General features: G+C 69.5%; 14 protein-coding genes and 1 riboswitch. Of the genes, 3 read left to right on the forward strand and 11 right to left on the reverse strand.

Going from position 1 to position 15,932, the window contains the following annotated elements:
- Positions 1-9 precede the first annotated feature (9 nt).
- From AB8O64_RS10120 to AB8O64_RS10145, 6 genes are all read right to left on the reverse strand, one after another.
- Positions 10-1,404, reverse strand: coding sequence for an aminotransferase class V-fold PLP-dependent enzyme (locus tag AB8O64_RS10120; RefSeq protein WP_370418835.1), 1,395 nt, complete (start codon positions 1,402-1,404; stop codon positions 10-12).
- 184 nt (positions 1,405-1,588) lie between these two features.
- A riboswitch (SAM riboswitch) is annotated at positions 1,589-1,705 on the reverse strand.
- Positions 1,706-1,904: 199 nt separating this feature from the next.
- A complete protein-coding gene (trpD, locus tag AB8O64_RS10125; RefSeq protein ID WP_370418836.1) occupies positions 1,905-2,969 on the reverse strand; it encodes an anthranilate phosphoribosyltransferase in 1,065 nt (354 codons plus the stop codon).
- Positions 2,970-3,119: 150 nt separating this feature from the next.
- On the reverse strand, positions 3,120-4,748 hold the full coding sequence (locus tag AB8O64_RS10130; protein WP_370418837.1) for a cytochrome bc complex cytochrome b subunit: 1,629 nt from the start codon (positions 4,746-4,748) through the stop codon (positions 3,120-3,122).
- Complete coding sequence (locus tag AB8O64_RS10135; protein WP_356457258.1) at positions 4,745-5,800, reverse strand: Rieske 2Fe-2S domain-containing protein; 1,056 nt, start codon at positions 5,798-5,800, stop codon at positions 4,745-4,747. The genes AB8O64_RS10130 and AB8O64_RS10135 overlap by 4 nt, the downstream gene beginning before the upstream one ends.
- Positions 5,797-6,606, reverse strand: coding sequence for a c-type cytochrome (locus AB8O64_RS10140; RefSeq protein ID WP_130877382.1), 810 nt, complete (start codon positions 6,604-6,606; stop codon positions 5,797-5,799). The genes AB8O64_RS10135 and AB8O64_RS10140 overlap by 4 nt, the downstream gene beginning before the upstream one ends.
- 63 nt (positions 6,607-6,669) lie before the next feature.
- Positions 6,670-7,290 (reverse strand): heme-copper oxidase subunit III, encoded by a 621-nt coding sequence (locus AB8O64_RS10145; RefSeq protein WP_130877383.1) that lies wholly within the window; start codon positions 7,288-7,290, stop codon positions 6,670-6,672.
- Between the two features lie 307 nt (positions 7,291-7,597).
- Between AB8O64_RS10145 and AB8O64_RS10150 the strand changes: the two genes are divergently transcribed.
- Entirely contained in the window at positions 7,598-7,999 is a 402-nt protein-coding gene (locus tag AB8O64_RS10150; protein ID WP_370418838.1) for a hypothetical protein, read from the forward strand.
- A 46-nt stretch (positions 8,000-8,045) separates the two neighbouring features.
- On the opposite strand, the gene AB8O64_RS10155 is transcribed toward AB8O64_RS10150, so the two are convergent.
- From AB8O64_RS10155 to coxB, 4 genes are all read right to left on the reverse strand, one after another.
- On the reverse strand, positions 8,046-9,293 hold the full coding sequence (locus tag AB8O64_RS10155) for an Ig-like domain-containing protein (RefSeq protein WP_370418839.1): 1,248 nt from the start codon (positions 9,291-9,293) through the stop codon (positions 8,046-8,048).
- 119 nt (positions 9,294-9,412) lie between these two features.
- Positions 9,413-9,811 (reverse strand): cytochrome c oxidase subunit 4, encoded by a 399-nt coding sequence (locus tag AB8O64_RS10160; RefSeq protein WP_130877386.1) that lies wholly within the window; start codon positions 9,809-9,811, stop codon positions 9,413-9,415.
- Positions 9,808-11,538 (reverse strand): cytochrome c oxidase subunit I, encoded by a 1,731-nt coding sequence (gene ctaD / locus AB8O64_RS10165; RefSeq protein ID WP_130877387.1) that lies wholly within the window; start codon positions 11,536-11,538, stop codon positions 9,808-9,810. The genes AB8O64_RS10160 and ctaD overlap by 4 nt, the downstream gene beginning before the upstream one ends.
- The gene (gene coxB, locus AB8O64_RS10170; protein ID WP_356457265.1) at positions 11,535-12,506 is read right to left on the reverse strand and encodes a cytochrome c oxidase subunit II; all 972 of its coding nucleotides are present in this window, start codon (positions 12,504-12,506) and stop codon (positions 11,535-11,537) included. Before coxB ends, ctaD begins: the two co-directional genes overlap by 4 nt.
- Positions 12,507-12,995: 489 nt before the next feature.
- On the opposite strand from coxB, the gene AB8O64_RS10175 reads away from it, so the two are divergent.
- Positions 12,996-14,378 carry a cysteine desulfurase/sulfurtransferase TusA family protein gene (locus AB8O64_RS10175; protein WP_370418840.1) on the forward strand — a complete coding sequence of 461 codons (1,383 nt, stop codon included), beginning with the start codon at positions 12,996-12,998 and terminating at the stop codon, positions 14,376-14,378.
- A gap of 111 nt (positions 14,379-14,489) precedes the next feature.
- On the opposite strand, the gene AB8O64_RS10180 is transcribed toward AB8O64_RS10175, so the two are convergent.
- On the reverse strand, positions 14,490-15,464 hold the full coding sequence (locus tag AB8O64_RS10180; RefSeq protein WP_370418841.1) for a carbohydrate kinase family protein: 975 nt from the start codon (positions 15,462-15,464) through the stop codon (positions 14,490-14,492).
- Positions 15,465-15,635: 171 nt separating this feature from the next.
- On the opposite strand from AB8O64_RS10180, the gene AB8O64_RS10185 reads away from it, so the two are divergent.
- On the forward strand, positions 15,636-15,851 hold the full coding sequence (locus AB8O64_RS10185; protein WP_356449439.1) for a hypothetical protein: 216 nt from the start codon (positions 15,636-15,638) through the stop codon (positions 15,849-15,851).
- Positions 15,852-15,932: the final 81 nt, after the last annotated feature.

Below are 15,932 nucleotides of genomic sequence, written 5' to 3' on the forward strand. Positions count from 1 at the left end.
GAGGCCCGGTTACACGGGAACGCAGCGCCCACCCTCCGTCCGGTAGGACCACCGCGCGCCGTCCCGGACCAGTTCCGCCACCGCCGTCACGAACCGCTCGACATGCTCGTCCGGCGTGCCCGCGCCGAAGCTGACGCGGAGGGCATTGAGCTGCGGGCCGTCACCCGCGGCGCCGTCCGGCGCACCACACTCGCCCGCTTCGCGGGAGTCGTCCCCCAGCAGCGTCCGCACCAGCGGGTGCGCGCAGAAGAGCCCGTCGCGGACCCCGATCCCGTACTCCGCGGAGAGCGCCGCGGCGAAGTGCGAGCTGTTCCAGCCCTCCACGACGAAGGAGATGACGCCCACGCGCGGGGCGTCGTCACCGAACAGCGAGAGCACCTTGACCCCGGGCACCTCCGCGAGGCCCGCCCGTACCGTCGCGACGAGCCGCTGCTCCCGCTCGACGAGCCGCTCGAAGCCTGCCTCCGTGAGCGCCTTGCAGGCCGCCGCGATGGCGTACACCCCGATGACGTTGGGCGAGCCCGCCTCGTGCCGGGCTGCGGTGTCGTGCCACTCGACGTCCACCCCGCCGCCATCGAGCCGCGCGACCTTGCGGCTCGCTCCGCCGCCCGCCAGATACGGCTCGCCGGCCTGGAGCCAGTCCGCGCGCCCGGCCAGTACACCGGCACCGAACGGCGCGTACAGCTTGTGCCCGGAGAAGGCGACCCAGTCGACGTCCAGCTCCGTGACGTCCACCGGGTGGTGGGGTGCCAGCTGCGCGGCGTCCAGTACGATCCGGGCGCCGTGCGCGTGCGCGGCGGCGGCCAGCTCCCGCACAGGCCACAGCTCACCCGTCACATTGGACGCACCCGTCACACACACCAGGGCCGGGCCGTACGGCTCGCGGGTGGCGAGGGCCTCCTCCAGCGTCCGGACGGCCTGGCCCGGGGTGCGCGGCGCGTCGAGGTAGGTGACATCGACGTCCTCGCGCCGCTCCCACGGCAGCAGCGAGGCGTGGTGCTCGGTCTCGAAGACGAAGACCCGGGTGCCGGCGGGGACCACGGCCGCGAGCAGGTTCAGCGAGTCGGTGGTGGAGCGGGTGAAGACGACCTGGTCGGCGGGGCGGCAGCCGAGAAAGGCGGCCACGTCCGCCCGGCTGCTCTCGAACAGATCGGTCGACAGCTGCGAGAGGTAACCGGCCCCGCGGTGCACGCTCCCGTAGTAGGGCGCGTACGCGGCGACGTCCTCCCACACCCGCCGCAGCGCCGGGGCGCTGGCCGCGTAGTCGAGCGCCGCGTACGGCACCTCGCCCCCGGTGACGAGCGGCACCCGGACGTCGTGGCCGAGGACCGGCAGGGGCGCGTCGGCGGGGGCCTCGATGGTGGCGGCGGCAGTGGCGGTGGCGGCAACAGGGCATGCGGACATGGCGAATTCTCCTGCAGACAGGGGTGATTGCGGATACGCACGCGGGAAGGCGTCACCGGCGTGCGGGAAACCGAACTCCAAACGCACGGCACAGGCGCGGAGTTCACGGGAACGGGCCGTAGGCCCTATCGCATTCGCTGCATCACGGAAGAAGCTCCCTCGACGACCAGGATCCCTGGCGAGGGATCCGCGCTTGCCGCAGAACTCTTGCCTGCGGCCCGGTCATCACCCGGGGCACCCCGCCACGGAAGGAGGGTTGCCGGACAGCGGGCCGGGGCCTATGTCGCTGTCACTCGTGACCTGGCGAAGAGTATGGCACAGCCGATCATCGCGCGGAATGGGAGTCCGCATGGCGGGACACTGCCGGCCGCTCTCGTGGCACCCCCGCTGCGTGGCGGTGTCCTCAATCGCCGGACGGGCTTGATTCGGCTGAGCTCAGCCGAATCAAGCCCGTCCGGCGATTGAGGACGCGCCCGCAGGGCGCCCGCCGCCGCGGGCGGCTAACCGTTGCTGGCCGTCACCCAGCGGTCCAGCACCCGCTTCGCCGCGCCCGAGTCGATCGACTCCGCCGCCTTCGCGAGGCCCACCGTGATCTGCTCGGCCAGCGGGGCGCCGGTCGGCTCCAGGGCGACCAGCGCCGCCGCCGAGTTGAGCAGCACCGCGTCCCGTACGGGGCCGGTCTCACCGTCCAGCAGCCGCCGCGCGACATCGGCGTTGTACGAGGCGTCCGCGCCCCGCAGCGCCTCCACGGGCACCAGGTCGATACCCACGTCCCGCGGGTCGAAGGCCTCCCGGCGCACTTCACCGCCGCCGACGATCCACACCTGGGAGGTCGCGGTGGTGGTCAGCTCGTCCAGCCCGTCGTCGCCGCGGAAGACGAGCGCGGAGGCGCCGCGCTCGGCGAGGACGCCGGCCAGGATCGGGGCCATCCGGGCGTCGGCGACACCGGTCGCCTGGGCCTTGACCCGCGCGGGGTTGGTCAGCGGGCCGAGCACGTTGAAGGTGGTGCGGATGCCCAACTCGCGGCGGGCGGGCGCCACATGGCGCAGGGCGGGGTGGAACTTCACCGCGAAGCAGAAGGTGATGCCGGCCTCCTCGGCCACCTCCACCACCCGGCGCGGGCTGAGGTCCAGATTGACGCCCAGCTTCTCCAGCACGTCCGAGGCTCCGCTGGCGGAGGACGCGGCGCGGTTGCCGTGCTTGACGACCTTCGCGCCGGTGCCGGCCACGACGATCGCGGACATGGTGGAGATATTGACGGTCTTGGCGCCGTCGCCGCCCGTGCCGACGATGTCCACGCTCGGGCCGGGCACCTCGATGAGGTTGGCGTGCGCGTACATGGTCCGTACGAGACCGGAGATCTCGGCGACGGTCTCGCCCTTGGCGCGCAGCGCCACCGCGAAGCCCGCGATCTGGGCGTCGGTCGCCTCACCGCGCATGATCCGGTCCATGGCCCAGGCGGTGTCGTCCGCGCTCAGGTCCACACCGGAGAGGAGGGCGTCGAGCACCCCCGGCCAGGTGCGGGCCGTCGCGCTGTCGCCGCCTGCCGGGGTCACAACGTTCATGGTCCACGCTCCTGGTGGTCGAATCCGTGATGCCGCGGTGTTCGCGGTGTTCGCGGGTCCAGCCTATCCAGGACCGGGGACGGCGAAGAGCCCCGTCCAGCGCATGGACGGGGCTCTTGCCGTGGCGATCAGTGATCGGTCAGACGGGGATCAGTGGTGGCCGTGGCCGCTGGTGATCTCCTGGTACTCCTCCGCGGTGGCCTTGGGGATGTGCGTCCCCTCGCCGTAGAAGCCCTTGGAGAGCTTCACCCGGAGCTTCTGCGTGGCGCTCAGCTTGCGCTTCACACCGTTCTCGTCGACCTCGGGGCCGAGCTCGAGCGGCTTGGGCTGCTCGTGCGCGGTGAGGGTGTGCAGGGCCTCCTGCGACAGCGGCTCGTGGACCTCGACGAACTCACCGTGCGGCAGGCGCTTGATGATGCCGGACTCGCGTCCGTGCAGCACCTTGTCCCGGTCGCGGCGCTGGAGACCCATGCAGATCCGGCGCGTGGCGATGAAGGTCAGTACCGGCACCACGAAGAAGCCGATCCGGACGAACCAGGTGATGGCGTTGATCGAGAGGTGGAAGTGGGTGGCCCACAGGTCGTTTCCACCACCGATCAGCAGCACGAAGTACACGCTGATCCAGGCGGCACCGAACGCGGTGCGCGTCGGGGCGTTGCGCGGGCGGTCCAGCAGGTGGTGCTCCCGCTTGTCGCCGGTCACCCAGGACTCGATGAACGGGTAGACCGCGATGGCCAGGAGGACCAGCGGGAAGATCACCAGCGGGATGAAGACGCCCAGGACCAGGGTGTGGCCCCAGAGGTTGATCTCCCAGCCCGGCATGACACGGATCAGGCCTTCGGAGAAGCCCATGTACCAGTCGGGCTGCGCGCCGGTGGACACCTGGTCCGGCCGGTACGGGCCGATCGCCCAGATCGGGTTGATCGTCGCGATCGCGGAGACCGCCGCGATCACACCGAAGACCAGGAAGAAGAAGCCTCCGGCCTTGGCCATGTAGACCGGCAGCAGCGGCATGCCGACCACGTTCTTGTTCGTCCGGCCGGGGCCGGGGAACTGGGTGTGCTTGTGGAAGAACACCAGGATCAGGTGCGCCACCAGCAGACCGAGCATGATGCCCGGCAGCAGCAGGACGTGGATGGAGAAGAACCGCGGCACGAAGTCCGAGCCGGGGAACTCGCCGCCGAACAGGAAGAACGAGATGTACGTACCGACGATCGGCACGGACAGGATCGCGCCCTCCATGAAGCGGACGCCGGTGCCCGAGAGCAGGTCGTCCGGCAGGGAGTAACCGGTGAAGCCGGTGAACATGCCCAGCACGAACAGCAGGAAGCCGAACAGCCAGTTGACCTCACGCGGCTTGCGGAAGGCACCCGTGAAGAAGACGCGCATCATGTGCACGAACATCGCCGCGAGGAAGATCAGCGCGCCCCAGTGGTGGATCTGCCGGATCAGCAGACCGCCACGGACGTCGAAGCTGATGTTGAGCGTCGACTGGAACGCCTCGGACATCCGCATGCCCTGCATGGGGACGTACGAGCCGTGGTAGACGACCTCGTTCATGCTCGGGTGGAAGAACAGCGTCAGATACACACCCGTGAGGATGATGATGATGAAGCTGTAGAGCGCGACCTCACCCAGCATGAAGGACCAGTGGTCCGGGAAGATCTTGCGCATGTTGGCCTTGGCCAGGCCGTAGATGCCCAGTCGGCCGTCCGCCCAGTCGGCCATCCGCTCACCGGCGGGCGCCTTGCGCTGGTTGTCAGCTGTTGCAGTACTCATCCGCGCTCCCAGTAGGCAGGACCGACGGGCTCGGCGAAGTCGCCCATGGCCTCAAGGTAGCCCTTGTCATTGACCTTGATCCGCAGCTGCGGAAGCGCGTGACCGGCCGGGCCGAAGATCACTCGTCCGCCGTCGGCGAGGTCGAAGGTCGACTGGTGGCACGGGCAGAGCACGTGGTGCGTCTGCTGCTCGTACAGGCTGATCGGGCAGCCGACGTGCGTGCAGATCTTGGAGAACGCGACGATGCCGTCGGCCGACCAGTCGAGTTCCCGCTTGTCCTTGATGTTCTCCGGACGGAGCCGGACGATCATCAGGGCCGCCTTGGCGATCTCCTTCTGGAAGTCGTGGTCCTCCTCCTTCATGCCCTCGGGCATGGCGAAGGTGAGGGACCCGACCTGGATGTCCTCGGGGCGCAGCGGCTGATTCGTGTTCTGGTTGATCAGCATCTTGCCCGCGGACCAGGCGGTCTTGCGGAGCTTGGTGCCCGGCAGCGGACCGAGGTCGCGCAGCAGCACCACACCGGAGAGCGGCACCAGGGCCAGCGCGCCGAACATGGTGTTGCGGATCAGCTTGCGCCGGCCGAAGGTCGACTCCTCCGCGCCCTGCTTGAAGTCGGCCAGGACCTTGGCCTTGACCTCGGGCTCGGCGGCGATGGGGTGCCGGTCGTCGGCGTGCTCGACGTCAGACATCAGGGTGCGGGCCCAGTGGACCGCGCCCGCGCCGATGCAGAACAGCGCCACACCGAGGGTCATGCCCAGCGCGAAGTTCAGCGCGCTGATGTGACCGAGCGGGAAGATGTAGACGATCTTGTCGACCGGCAGGGTCACGTACGAGGCGATGAAGCCGACGGTCGCCAGCATCGACAGGACGAACAGGAACGCGACCACGCGCTCGGAGCGCTTGGCGGCCCGCTCGTCGATGTCCTGGATGCGGTGCTCGTGCGGCGGCAGGCCGGGGTCGGCGAACGGGTCGCCCGCGACGGCTACGGCGGTGGCGTGCGCGTCGCCCTGCGTGCTCGGCAGGTTCTCTTCTGGAATGTCTTGGCTACTCATGACTTCTTGGCCTTAGCGGTGTGGGCCGCGACCCAGATGGCGACGGCGATCATCGCACCCAGACCGAAGATCCACGCGAACAGACCCTCACTGACCGGGCCGAGCCCACCCAGTTCGAGGCCGCCCGGGCTCTCCGACTTGCTGCTGTTGACCGTGTCGAGGTACGCGATGATGTCCTTCTTGTTCTTCTCCGTCATCGTGGTGTCGGGGAAGGAAGGCATGTTCTGCGGGCCGGTCTGCATGGCCTCGTAGATGTGCTTCGGGTCGACATCGTCGAGCGGCGGGGCGTACTTGCCGTTCGAGAGAGCGCCACCCTTGCCGGTGAAGTTGTGGCACTGGGCGCAGTTCGTACGGAAGAGCTCCCCACCCTTGGCGATGTCCGCGCCGTCCGGGCTGTACTGGCTCTTGGACGGAACCGAGGGGCCGGCGCCGAGCGAGGCGATGTACGCGGCGAGCTGGTCGATCTCGGCCTGCGAGTAGATCGCCTTCTTCTTGGGCGCCTGGGCGCCCTGCTGCTGCAGCGGCATACGGCCGGTGGCGACCTGGAAGTCGACGGCCGCGGCACCCACGCCGACCAGGCTCGGGCCGTCGGTGGTGCCCTGACCGCCGGTGCCGTGGCAGCTTGCGCAGCCCACGGAGTAGAGCTTCTTGCCCTCCTCGATGGCAAGGGACTGGGCGGTGTCATCGGCCTTGGCCGTGTCCGCGGGCGCGAACGCGGCGTACAGCCCCCCAGTTACCGCCAGCGCGAAGAGTAGGACGACGACCGCCGCCAGCGGATGGCGTCGTCGTGCGGAGAGCTTTTTCACGGATTACCCCGGTGTCAGGATCTTCTGCGTCGATGCTGGACTGTTGGTCCGGTGCGGGACCGATTACTTGATCAAGTAGATCGTGGCGAAGAGCCCGATCCAGACCACGTCGACGAAGTGCCAGTAGTAGGACACGACGATGGCCGCCGTCGCCTGGTGGTGGGTGAACCTCTTGGCCGCGTACGTCCTGCCCAGGACCAGCAGGAAGGCGATGAGACCGCCCGTCACATGCAGGCCGTGGAAGCCGGTCGTCAGGTAGAAGGCCGAGCCGTACGGGTCGGAGGAGAGCGAGAGCCCGTCCTTCTTGACCAGTTCGGTGTACTCGAAGACCTGGCCGCCGATGAAGATGGCACCCATCACGAAGGTGACCACGAACCAGGTGCGCAACTTCTTCACGTCGCCACGCTCGGCCGCAAAGACACCGAGCTGGCAGGTGAGGGAGGAGAGCACCAGGATCGTGGTGTTGGTCGCCGAGAACGGAAGGTTCAGGCTGTCCGCCATTTCCTTCCAGTGGTCGGCGCCCATCACCGATCGCAGGGTGAAGTACATCGCGAAGAGGGCCGCGAAGAACATCAGCTCGGAACTCAGCCAGATGATGGTTCCGACGCTGGTGAGGTTCGGTCGGTTGACCGAGGGGTGCGCGTGCCCGGTATCTACTGCTGTTGCTGTCGCCACGACCGACATTATGTCGGTCCCTTATCTCGCGCTCACTCCGGGGGGTGCCGTTCGGTGTGTCAAGAGCGTATGCCCTGCTCGTACGGCCCATTACGAGCGTCCCCCAAAGGGGGGAAGCAGAGGTTCCGCAGGGCTCCGCGAGCCCCGTCGCGACCGGTGCTGACGGCACGTCCGGCCGATCTTCCCCGATGCCGACCCCTCCTCCGGCGCGGCGCTCGCGGAGTAGCATCCGCCACACGGCGCCCGTCCCCGGGAATCCGCCCGCACGCTTGTCCGCACTTCTGTTCACGAGCCTGTTCATGAGCCTGGAGGAACGATGCAGCCGACTGCCACGGTGCTGGTCTACAGCGACGACGCGGGCACCCGGGAGCAGGTGCGGCTGGCCGCGGGACGGCGTCCCGCGGCCGATGTGCCGCCGGTGGAGTACGTGGAGTGCGCGACCCTGCCCGCCGTCCTGAAGACCCTGGACGAGCGGCACGTCGACGTGTGCGTGCTGGACGGCGAGACGGCCCCCGCCGGCGGCATGGGCGTCTGCCGGCAGCTCAAGGACGAGGTCTTCCGCTGCCCGCCCGTGCTGCTGCTCATCGGGCGCCCGCAGGACGCCTGGCTGGCCACCTGGAGCCGGGCGGAGGCGGTGGTGACGCACCCGGTGGACCCGGTGGCCTTCGCCGACGCGCTGGCCGGGCTGCTGCGCGCCGAACCGGCCGTGGAGGTCTGACGGGCCGCTGGGCGCCCCCGGCGGGCCCAGCGGGGCCCGCCGACGCCTACACCCTCGGTCGCAGGCGGGCCGCATCGGCGGGGCTGCTCCCGTCGTGCTTCCCGGCCACGAGGGCGCTGCCCTGGCGCCATGTCTCCCAGGGCATGTTCCAGTCGCCGAAGCCGTTGTCGAACGGCGTCATCGTCTCCCCCGTGCTGCCGATGACCTTCACGATGTCGCCGACCTTGACGGTGTCGAAGAACCACTTGGCGTTGTCGGTGCTCATCCCCGTGCAGCCGTGGCTGACGTTGTCCGCCCCCTGCGAGCCCACGGACCAGGGGGCGGCGTGCACGTACTCGCCGCTCCAGGTGACCCGGGTGGCCCAGTAGACCGGCAGGTCGTAGGAGTCCGAACTGCCCTCCGCGATGCCGATGCTGGTGCCGCGCATCCGTACGAAGGATTCCCGGCCGAGGATCACCTTGACCCCGTTACGGGTGGCGTAGCCGGGCTTGCCGGTGGTGACCGGGATGGACCGGATCTGCTGGCCGTTGCGCAGCACGGTCATGTAGTGCGCGCTCGCGTCCGTGACGGCCTCGATGCGGTCGCCGGTGGTGATCCTCAGGGGCGCTGAGGGGCCGCCGTAGAGACCGGCGCCCACCTTGATGCCGTTCAGGCCGGAGCGCACGTCGATGGTGGCGTGGGCGGGCCAGTACTCGCGCGGACGGTAGTGCAGCGTCCGGTTGTCCACCCAGTGCCAGGAGCCCTCGACGGCGGGGGTGGAGTCGACGCGCAGGGTGCGTTCGATGACGGCCCGCGCGGCGGGGTCCTCGACGGGGGCGCTGAGCTCGGCGGTGATGGGCTGTCCGACGCCGTAGGTGCCCTTCTGCGGGCCGAAGGCGACGCGCAGCAGCCGGTCGGCCGCGCTGGTGTCGAAACCGAGCGTCCGGCGCCCCTGGGCCCCGTCCTCGTCCTCCACGCTGACGCGCACGGTGTAGTGCGCGCCGGCGGACAGCGCGCTGGTGCTGTGCCAGCTGGAACCGTCGGCCGCCAGCTCGCCCTTGACGTACCGCCCGGCGGCGTCCGTCGCGGTGACGTCGGTGATCTTGTCACCGTTCTCGGCCCGTACTTCCAGGGGCTTGCTCGGGTCGGCGGGCTTGCCTTCCCGGGCACTGCTGAGGGCCACGTTCCGGGTGGCGTCGTAGGGCTTGGCGGCCAGTGGGTTGGACGAGCCGCCGCACGCGGCGGCCCCCAGCGCCACTGGAATCGCCAGCAGGGCGCAGGCGAGCGCCGTGCGGCGTCGAGGTGAGTGGCTCATGGTCACCACGGTAGGGAGGAACGCCAGACGGGGCTCGCGGGGTGACTCCGAACGGGTGCAAACGCATCGGGCCCCGCACACCGAGGTGTGCGGGGCCCGATCGCCGACGTGCGGTGAACCTACTGGTTCTGGTCCGCGCCGCGGTAGAACTCGAACACCCAGCCGAAGAGACCGATCATGATGATCGGCGCGCCGAAGTACATCAGCCACCAGCCGAAGATGACGCCCAGGAAGGCGATCGCGCCACCGACGGCCAGGGACAGCGGCTGCCAGCTGTGCGGGGCGAAGAAGCCCAGCTCACCGGCGTCGTCCGCGACGTCCGCGTCCTTGTCGTCCTGGGCACCGGTGTCCACCCGGCGCGCGGTGAACGCCAGGTAGTAACCGATCATGATGCTCAGGCCGAAGGCCATGAACAGCGCCGTGGTACCGACCGGCTCCTTCGACCAGACGCCGTAGACGGCCGCCATGGCGAGGATGAAGACGGCGAGCCAGATGAACATCCGTCCTTGGATCTTCACTTGCCGGCCTCCTTGCCACCCGCGAGGGCCTTGTCATCCGCGGAGAGGTTCTCTTCGAGCTCGAGAGCCGCGATCTCCGGGTGGTGCAGGTCGAACGCCGGGGATTCGGACCGGATCCGCGGCAGGGTGAGGAAGTTGTGCCGCGGCGGCGGGCAGGAGGTCGCCCACTCCAGCGAACGGCCGTAACCCCACGGGTCGTCGACCTCGACCTTCTTGCCGTACTTCGCGGTCTTCCACACGTTGTACATGAAGGGCAGCATCGACAGACCGAGCAGGAACGAGCTGATCGTCGAGATGGTGTTCAGCAGGGTGAAGCCGTCGGCCGCGAGGTAGTCCGCGTAGCGACGCGGCATGCCCTCGGCACCCAGCCAGTGCTGCACCAGGAACGTGCCGTGGAAGCCCACGAACAGCGTCCAGAAGGTGATCTTGCCCAGGCGCTCGTCCAGCATCTTGCCCGTGAACTTCGGCCACCAGAAGTGGAAGCCGGAGAACATCGCGAACACCACGGTGCCGAAGATGACGTAGTGGAAGTGCGCGACCACGAAGTACGAGTCGGAGACGTGGAAGTCCATCGGGGGCGAGGCCAGGATGACGCCGGTCAGACCACCGAAGGTGAAGGTGATCAGGAAGCCGACGGCCCACAGCATCGGGGTCTCGAAGGACAGCGAGCCCTTCCACATGGTGCCGATCCAGTTGAAGAACTTCACACCGGTCGGGACCGCGATCAGGAAGGTCATGAAGGAGAAGAAGGGCAACAGCACACCACCGGTGACGTACATGTGGTGCGCCCACACCGTCACCGACAGACCGGCGATCGAGATCGTCGCGGCGATCAGACCGATGTAGCCGAACATCGGCTTACGGGAGAAGACCGGGATGACCTCGGAAATGATGCCGAAGAACGGCAGCGCGATGATGTACACCTCTGGGTGTCCGAAGAACCAGAAGAGGTGCTGCCAGAGCAGTCCGCCACCGTTGGCCGGGTTGAAGATCTGCGCACCGAATTTGCGGTCCGCCTCCAGGGCGAACAGCGCGGCGGCGAGCACCGGGAAGGCCAGCAGGACCAGGACACCGGTCAGCAGGACGTTCCACGTGAAGATCGGCATGCGGAACATCGTCATGCCGGGCGCGCGCATGCAGATGATCGTGGTGATGAAGTTGACCGAACCGAGGATCGTGCCGAAGCCGGAGAAGGCCAGACCCATGATCCACATATCGGCGCCGACACCCGGCGACCGGACCGCGTCCGACAGCGGGGTGTAGGCGAACCACCCGAAGTCGGCGGCACCCTGCGGGGTGAGGAAGCCGGCCACCGCGATCAGCGAGCCGAAGAGGTACAGCCAGTAGGCGAACATGTTCAGCCGCGGGAACGCCACATCGGGCGCGCCGATCTGCAGCGGCATGATCCAGTTCGCGAATCCGGCGAACAGCGGCGTCGCGAACATCAGCAGCATGATCGTGCCGTGCATCGTGAACGCCTGGTTGAACTGCTCGTTCGACATGATCTGCGTGCCGGGACGGGCGAGTTCGGCGCGCATGAGGAGCGCCATCACGCCGCCGATGCAGAAGAACGCGAACGACGTGACCAGGTACAGCGTGCCGATCGTCTTGTGGTCAGTGGTGGTGAGCCACTTGATCACGTTACTGCCGGGCTGCTTCTGGCGTACGGGCGGTGCTGCCGTGGCTGTCGCGGCGGCGGCACCCTGGGGTTCGTTGAGGATGCTCACTTGTTCTTGGTCTCCGCGTTCTTCGCGTGAGGGGTCTGCGCGATGCCCGCCGGCTGGTAGCCGGTCTGGCCCTTTGCCGCCAGCTCCTTCAGGTGCGCCCGGTAACGCTCAGGAGAGACGACCTTGACGTTGAAGAGCATCCGGGAGTGGTCCTGGCCGCAGAGCTCGGCGCACTTGCCCATGAAGGTGCCCTCCTTGTTCGGAGTCACCGTGAAGCTGTTGGTGTGCGCCGGGAAGACGTCCTGCTTCATCAGGAAGGGCACCACCCAGAAGGAGTGGATGACATCCCGCGAGGTCAGGATGAACTGGACCGTCTCACCCTTGGGCAGCCACAGCGTGGGGCCCGGGTTGTTGTTCTGCGGGTTCCGGTCACCGGGGACACCGACGTCGTAGACGCCCTCGGCGCCGGCCGGTGCCTTCTTCAGGAACCGGTCGGGGATCGCGTCCAGCTCCTTGTTCTCGCGGAGCGGCTTGGCCGGGGTGGCGGCCTTGCCGTCGACGTCCTCCATGTAGTTGAACGCCCAGCTCCACTGGAAACCGACCACGTTGATGACGTGCTGCGGCTTCTCGGGGTTGGTCAGGAGCTTGTTCTCATCGCGCGCGGTGAAATAGAAGAGCACCGAGACGATGATGATCGGGACCACGGTGTACAGCGCCTCGATGGGCATGTTGTACCGGGTCTGCGGAGGGACCTGCACCTTGCTCCGGCTGCGCCGGTGGAAGATGACGCTCCAGATGATCAGGCCCCACACCAGAACGCCGACCGCGAGGGCGGCGGCCCAAGAGCCTTGCCACAGGGAGAGGATCCGCGGCGCCTCTTCCGTGACGGGAGTGGGCATTCCGAGGCGGGGGAAGTCCTTCGATGTGCAACCGGTGGCGGTCACAAGGACAGCGCCCGCGGCCAGCGCCTGCAGCAGCTTCCGCCGCACCGGGCGCCGCGACGAGCGGTCGGAGCCGTTGGGACTCACGTAGCGCCTTCCCGAGAGTCTCGCCCGTGCGGCCGGCTGCGGCCGTCTCGGGTCGGTCGCCGGCCCGCTGCGGGCAGGGGTTTGGATGTTTATGCGGACCAAACCCTACTGGACGCTATTTGGGGTCGCGCGGGGAGGGTGCCCAACGCGCCGGGTCACTCCCCGAAGGGATGGAATCTGGGGCTCCGTGGGCCATCTGGAGGACCGTCAGACGGCCGCGACCTGCGACTGTGTCGCTTCCGGAGGGGCCGTGCCGCGCCCGGGCGCGGCGGGCGCGCGCGAACCGTCGCGGACCTGGTGACCGCCGCCCCGGACCCCGGACCCATCGGCGGCGGACATGGCCGACGCGCGGTCCGCACACATGTGCACGGGTGACACCACGGGGAGGAGCCGCCCCCGGAGGGCTCCGCTTCCCGTCCGCGGCGCGGCGTGTGCCGCGCAGGCGGGCGGCAGCCCCGTACGGCCGCGCCGCGCGTTAGCGTTCCTCACGTGCCCTACTTCGACACCGCGTCCGCCGCTCCCCTGCACCCCGTCGCCCGTCAGGCGCTGCTCGCCGCCCTCGACGAGGGCTGGGCCGACCCTGCGCGGCTCTACCGCGAGGGCCGCCGGGCCCGGCTGTTGCTGGACGCCGCGCGCGAGGCCGCGGCGGAGGCCGTCGGGTGCCGGCCCGACGAGCTCGTCTTCACCCCATCGGGTACCCGCGCCCTGCACGACGGGATCGCCGGGGCCCTCGCGGGCCGCCGGCGCGTGGGCCGCCATCTGGCGGTGTCCGCCGTCGAGCACTCCGCCGTCCTGCAGAGCGCGGCGGAGCTCCAGGCGGCCGGCGGCGAGGTCACCGAGGTCCCGGTGGACCGCACGGGCCGGGTCGGGCCCGACGCGTTCGCGGCGGCGCTGCGCCCGGACACCGCGCTGGCCGCCCTGCAGTCGGCCAACCACGAGGTGGGCACGGAGCAGCCGGTGGCCGAGGTGGCCGAGGCCTGCCGGGCGGCGGGGGTACCGCTGCTCGTGGACGCCGCCCAGTCGCTCGGCTGGGGTCCGGTCGCCGAGGGCTGGTCCCTGCTGACGGCGAGCGCGCACAAGTGGGGCGGGCCGTCGGGGGTGGGCCTGCTGGCCGTGCGCAAGGGCGTGCGGTTCGCCGCCCGGGGGCCGGCGGACGAGCGGGAGTCGGGCCGGGCGCCCGGCTTCCCGAACCTGCCCGCGATCGTCGCGGCGGCCGCGTCACTGCGGGCCGTACGGCAGGAGGCGGCGGCCGAAGGGGCCCGGCTGCGGGTTCTGGTGGACCGGATCCGGGAGCGGGTGCCGCGGCTCGTACCGGATGTGGAGGTCGTCGGCGACCCTGAGCGGCGACTGCCGCATCTGGTCACCTTCTCGTGTCTGTATGTCGACGGTGAGACCCTGCTGCACGCCCTGGACCGGGCCGGCTTCTCGGTCTCCTCCGGCTCCTCCTGCACCTCCAGCACGCTGGCCCCGAGCCATGTGCTGCGGGCGATGGGTGCGCTGTCGGAGGGCAACATCCGGGTGTCGCTGCCGACGGGCACGACCGAGGAGGACGTCGAGGGCTTCCTCGACGTGCTGCCCGAGGTGGTGTCGTCCGTACGGGAGCAGCTGGGTGCGCCGACGGGGGCCACGGCCGCGGCCGGCGGTTCCTCGGAGCTGGTCCTGGACGCGCTCGGCAAGCGGTGCCCGATCCCGGTGATCGAGCTGGCGAAGGTCATCGGCGAGGTGCCGACGGGCGGCCTGGTCACGGTGCTGTCCGACGACGAGGCGGCCCGGCTGGACATCCCGGCGTGGTGCGGGATGCGGGGCCAGGAGTACGTGGGCGAGCGTCCGGCGGAGCGGGGGGCGGCGTACGTGGTGCGGCGCCGCGTCTAGCGGCTGACCCGCCGTTTCGTCCTCGAACGCCGGACGGGCTTGATTTGGCTGAGCTCAGCCAAATCAAGCCCGTCCGGCGTTTGAGCACTGGGGTCCGGGGCGGAGCCCCGGTTAGGCCAGGTGGGCCTTGACCTCGGCGGCCGCCTCCTCGCCGTACGCCTTGGCGAAGCGGTCCATGAAGTGGCCGCGGCGCAGCTCGTACTCCTGGGTGCCGAGGGTCTCGATGACGAGCGTCGCGAGCATGCAGCCCAGCTGCGCGGCGCGCTCGACGGAGAGCTTCCAGGTCAGGCCCGCGAGGAAGCCCGCGCGGAAGGCGTCGCCGACGCCCGTCGGGTCGACCTTCGCTTCTTCCTGGGCGCAGCCGACCTCGATGGCGGGCTCGCCGGTGCGCTCGATCCGGACGCCGCGCGCGCCGAGGGTGGTGACCCGGGTGCCGACCTTGGCGAGGACCTCGGCGTCCGTCCAGCCCGTCTTGGACTCGATCAGAGCCTTCTCGTACTCGTTGGTGAACAGGTACGTGGCGCCCTCGATCAGCAGGCGGATGTCGTCGCCCTCCAGGCGGGCGAGCTGCTGGGAGGGGTCGGCCGCGAAGGGGATGGCGCGGGTGCGGCACTCCTCGGTGTGGCGCAGCATCGCCTCGGGGTCGTCCGCGCCGATCAGGACGAGGTCGAGCCCGCCGACCCGCTCGGAGACCGGGTGCAGCTCGATCTGGCGGGCCTCGCTCATCGCGCCGGTGTAGAACGACGCGATCTGGTTGTGGTCGGTGTCCGTCGTGCAGACGAAGCGGGCCGTGTGCAGGACCTCGGAGATCCGCACCGACGCGGTGTCGACGCCGTGCCGGTCCAGCCACGCGCGGTACTCGGCGAAGTCCTGACCGGCGGCACCGACCAGGACCGGGCGCAGACCGAGCACGCCCATGCCGAAGCAGATGTTGGGGCCGACGCCGCCCCGGCGGACGTCGAGCTCGTCGACCAGGAAGGACAGCGAAACGGTGTGCAGCTGGTCCGCCACGAGCTGATCGGCGAAGCGGCCGGGGAAAGTCATCAGGTGGTCGGTGGCGATGGAGCCGGTGACTGCGATACGCACGGCTGGTCTGCTCCCTGCGGGGCGAGGTGACATAAGGAGAAAAACAAGAAGAGCCACACCACGCTACCGGGTCCGGATACCGTCGCCGTGCTCGTTTCAAGCCACTGAGCGGCCAAAATTACCAAATAGTAGGCCTTTCTCCGTGTGCCGCACGGTGCTTACGGTGCGGGTATGCCGAACCCTGTGAAGGACGTCACTCTCACCTCCGCGAACGATCCCGAGTCGCTGGACGAGCTGCGCGGCTGCTGCGCGGCGATGGCACCGCACTGGACGAGCAGCACCCCGGCCCCCGCTCCCGCGCCCGTACCGCCGTCGCGCATCCACGGCGTCTCGGTCCCCGTGGCGTCCGCGCGGCTGATCGACGGCATGTCGGACTACGGCGACTGACGGCTCCCGGAACGCCCCTGGAGGCTCCGTGGAACCGCTCGCTCCTGTGTTCCGTCCAAGCGGCGTCCCCCTCACGGGGGA

This window comes from Streptomyces sp. QH1-20, from assembly GCF_041283565.1.
In the GTDB taxonomy this organism is placed as follows: Bacteria; Actinomycetota; Actinomycetes; order Streptomycetales; family Streptomycetaceae; genus Streptomyces; species Streptomyces syringius.

What these genes read in the sequence shown, in the direction of transcription:
- AB8O64_RS10120 (WP_370418835.1), bottom strand. Translation starts at nt 1,404, where the DNA reads ATGTCCGCATGCCCTGTTGCCGCCACCGCCACTGCCGCCGCCACCATC.
- trpD (WP_370418836.1), bottom strand. Translation starts at nt 2,969, where the DNA reads ATGAACGTTGTGACCCCGGCAGGCGGCGACAGCGCGACGGCCCGCACC.
- AB8O64_RS10130 (WP_370418837.1), bottom strand. Translation starts at nt 4,748, where the DNA reads ATGAGTACTGCAACAGCTGACAACCAGCGCAAGGCGCCCGCCGGTGAG.
- AB8O64_RS10135 (WP_356457258.1), bottom strand. Translation starts at nt 5,800, where the DNA reads ATGAGTAGCCAAGACATTCCAGAAGAGAACCTGCCGAGCACGCAGGGC.
- AB8O64_RS10145 (WP_130877383.1), bottom strand. Translation starts at nt 7,290, where the DNA reads ATGTCGGTCGTGGCGACAGCAACAGCAGTAGATACCGGGCACGCGCAC.
- AB8O64_RS10150 (WP_370418838.1), top strand. Translation starts at nt 7,598, where the DNA reads ATGCAGCCGACTGCCACGGTGCTGGTCTACAGCGACGACGCGGGCACC.
- AB8O64_RS10155 (WP_370418839.1), bottom strand. Translation starts at nt 9,293, where the DNA reads ATGAGCCACTCACCTCGACGCCGCACGGCGCTCGCCTGCGCCCTGCTG.
- AB8O64_RS10185 (WP_356449439.1), top strand. Translation starts at nt 15,636, where the DNA reads ATGCCGAACCCTGTGAAGGACGTCACTCTCACCTCCGCGAACGATCCC.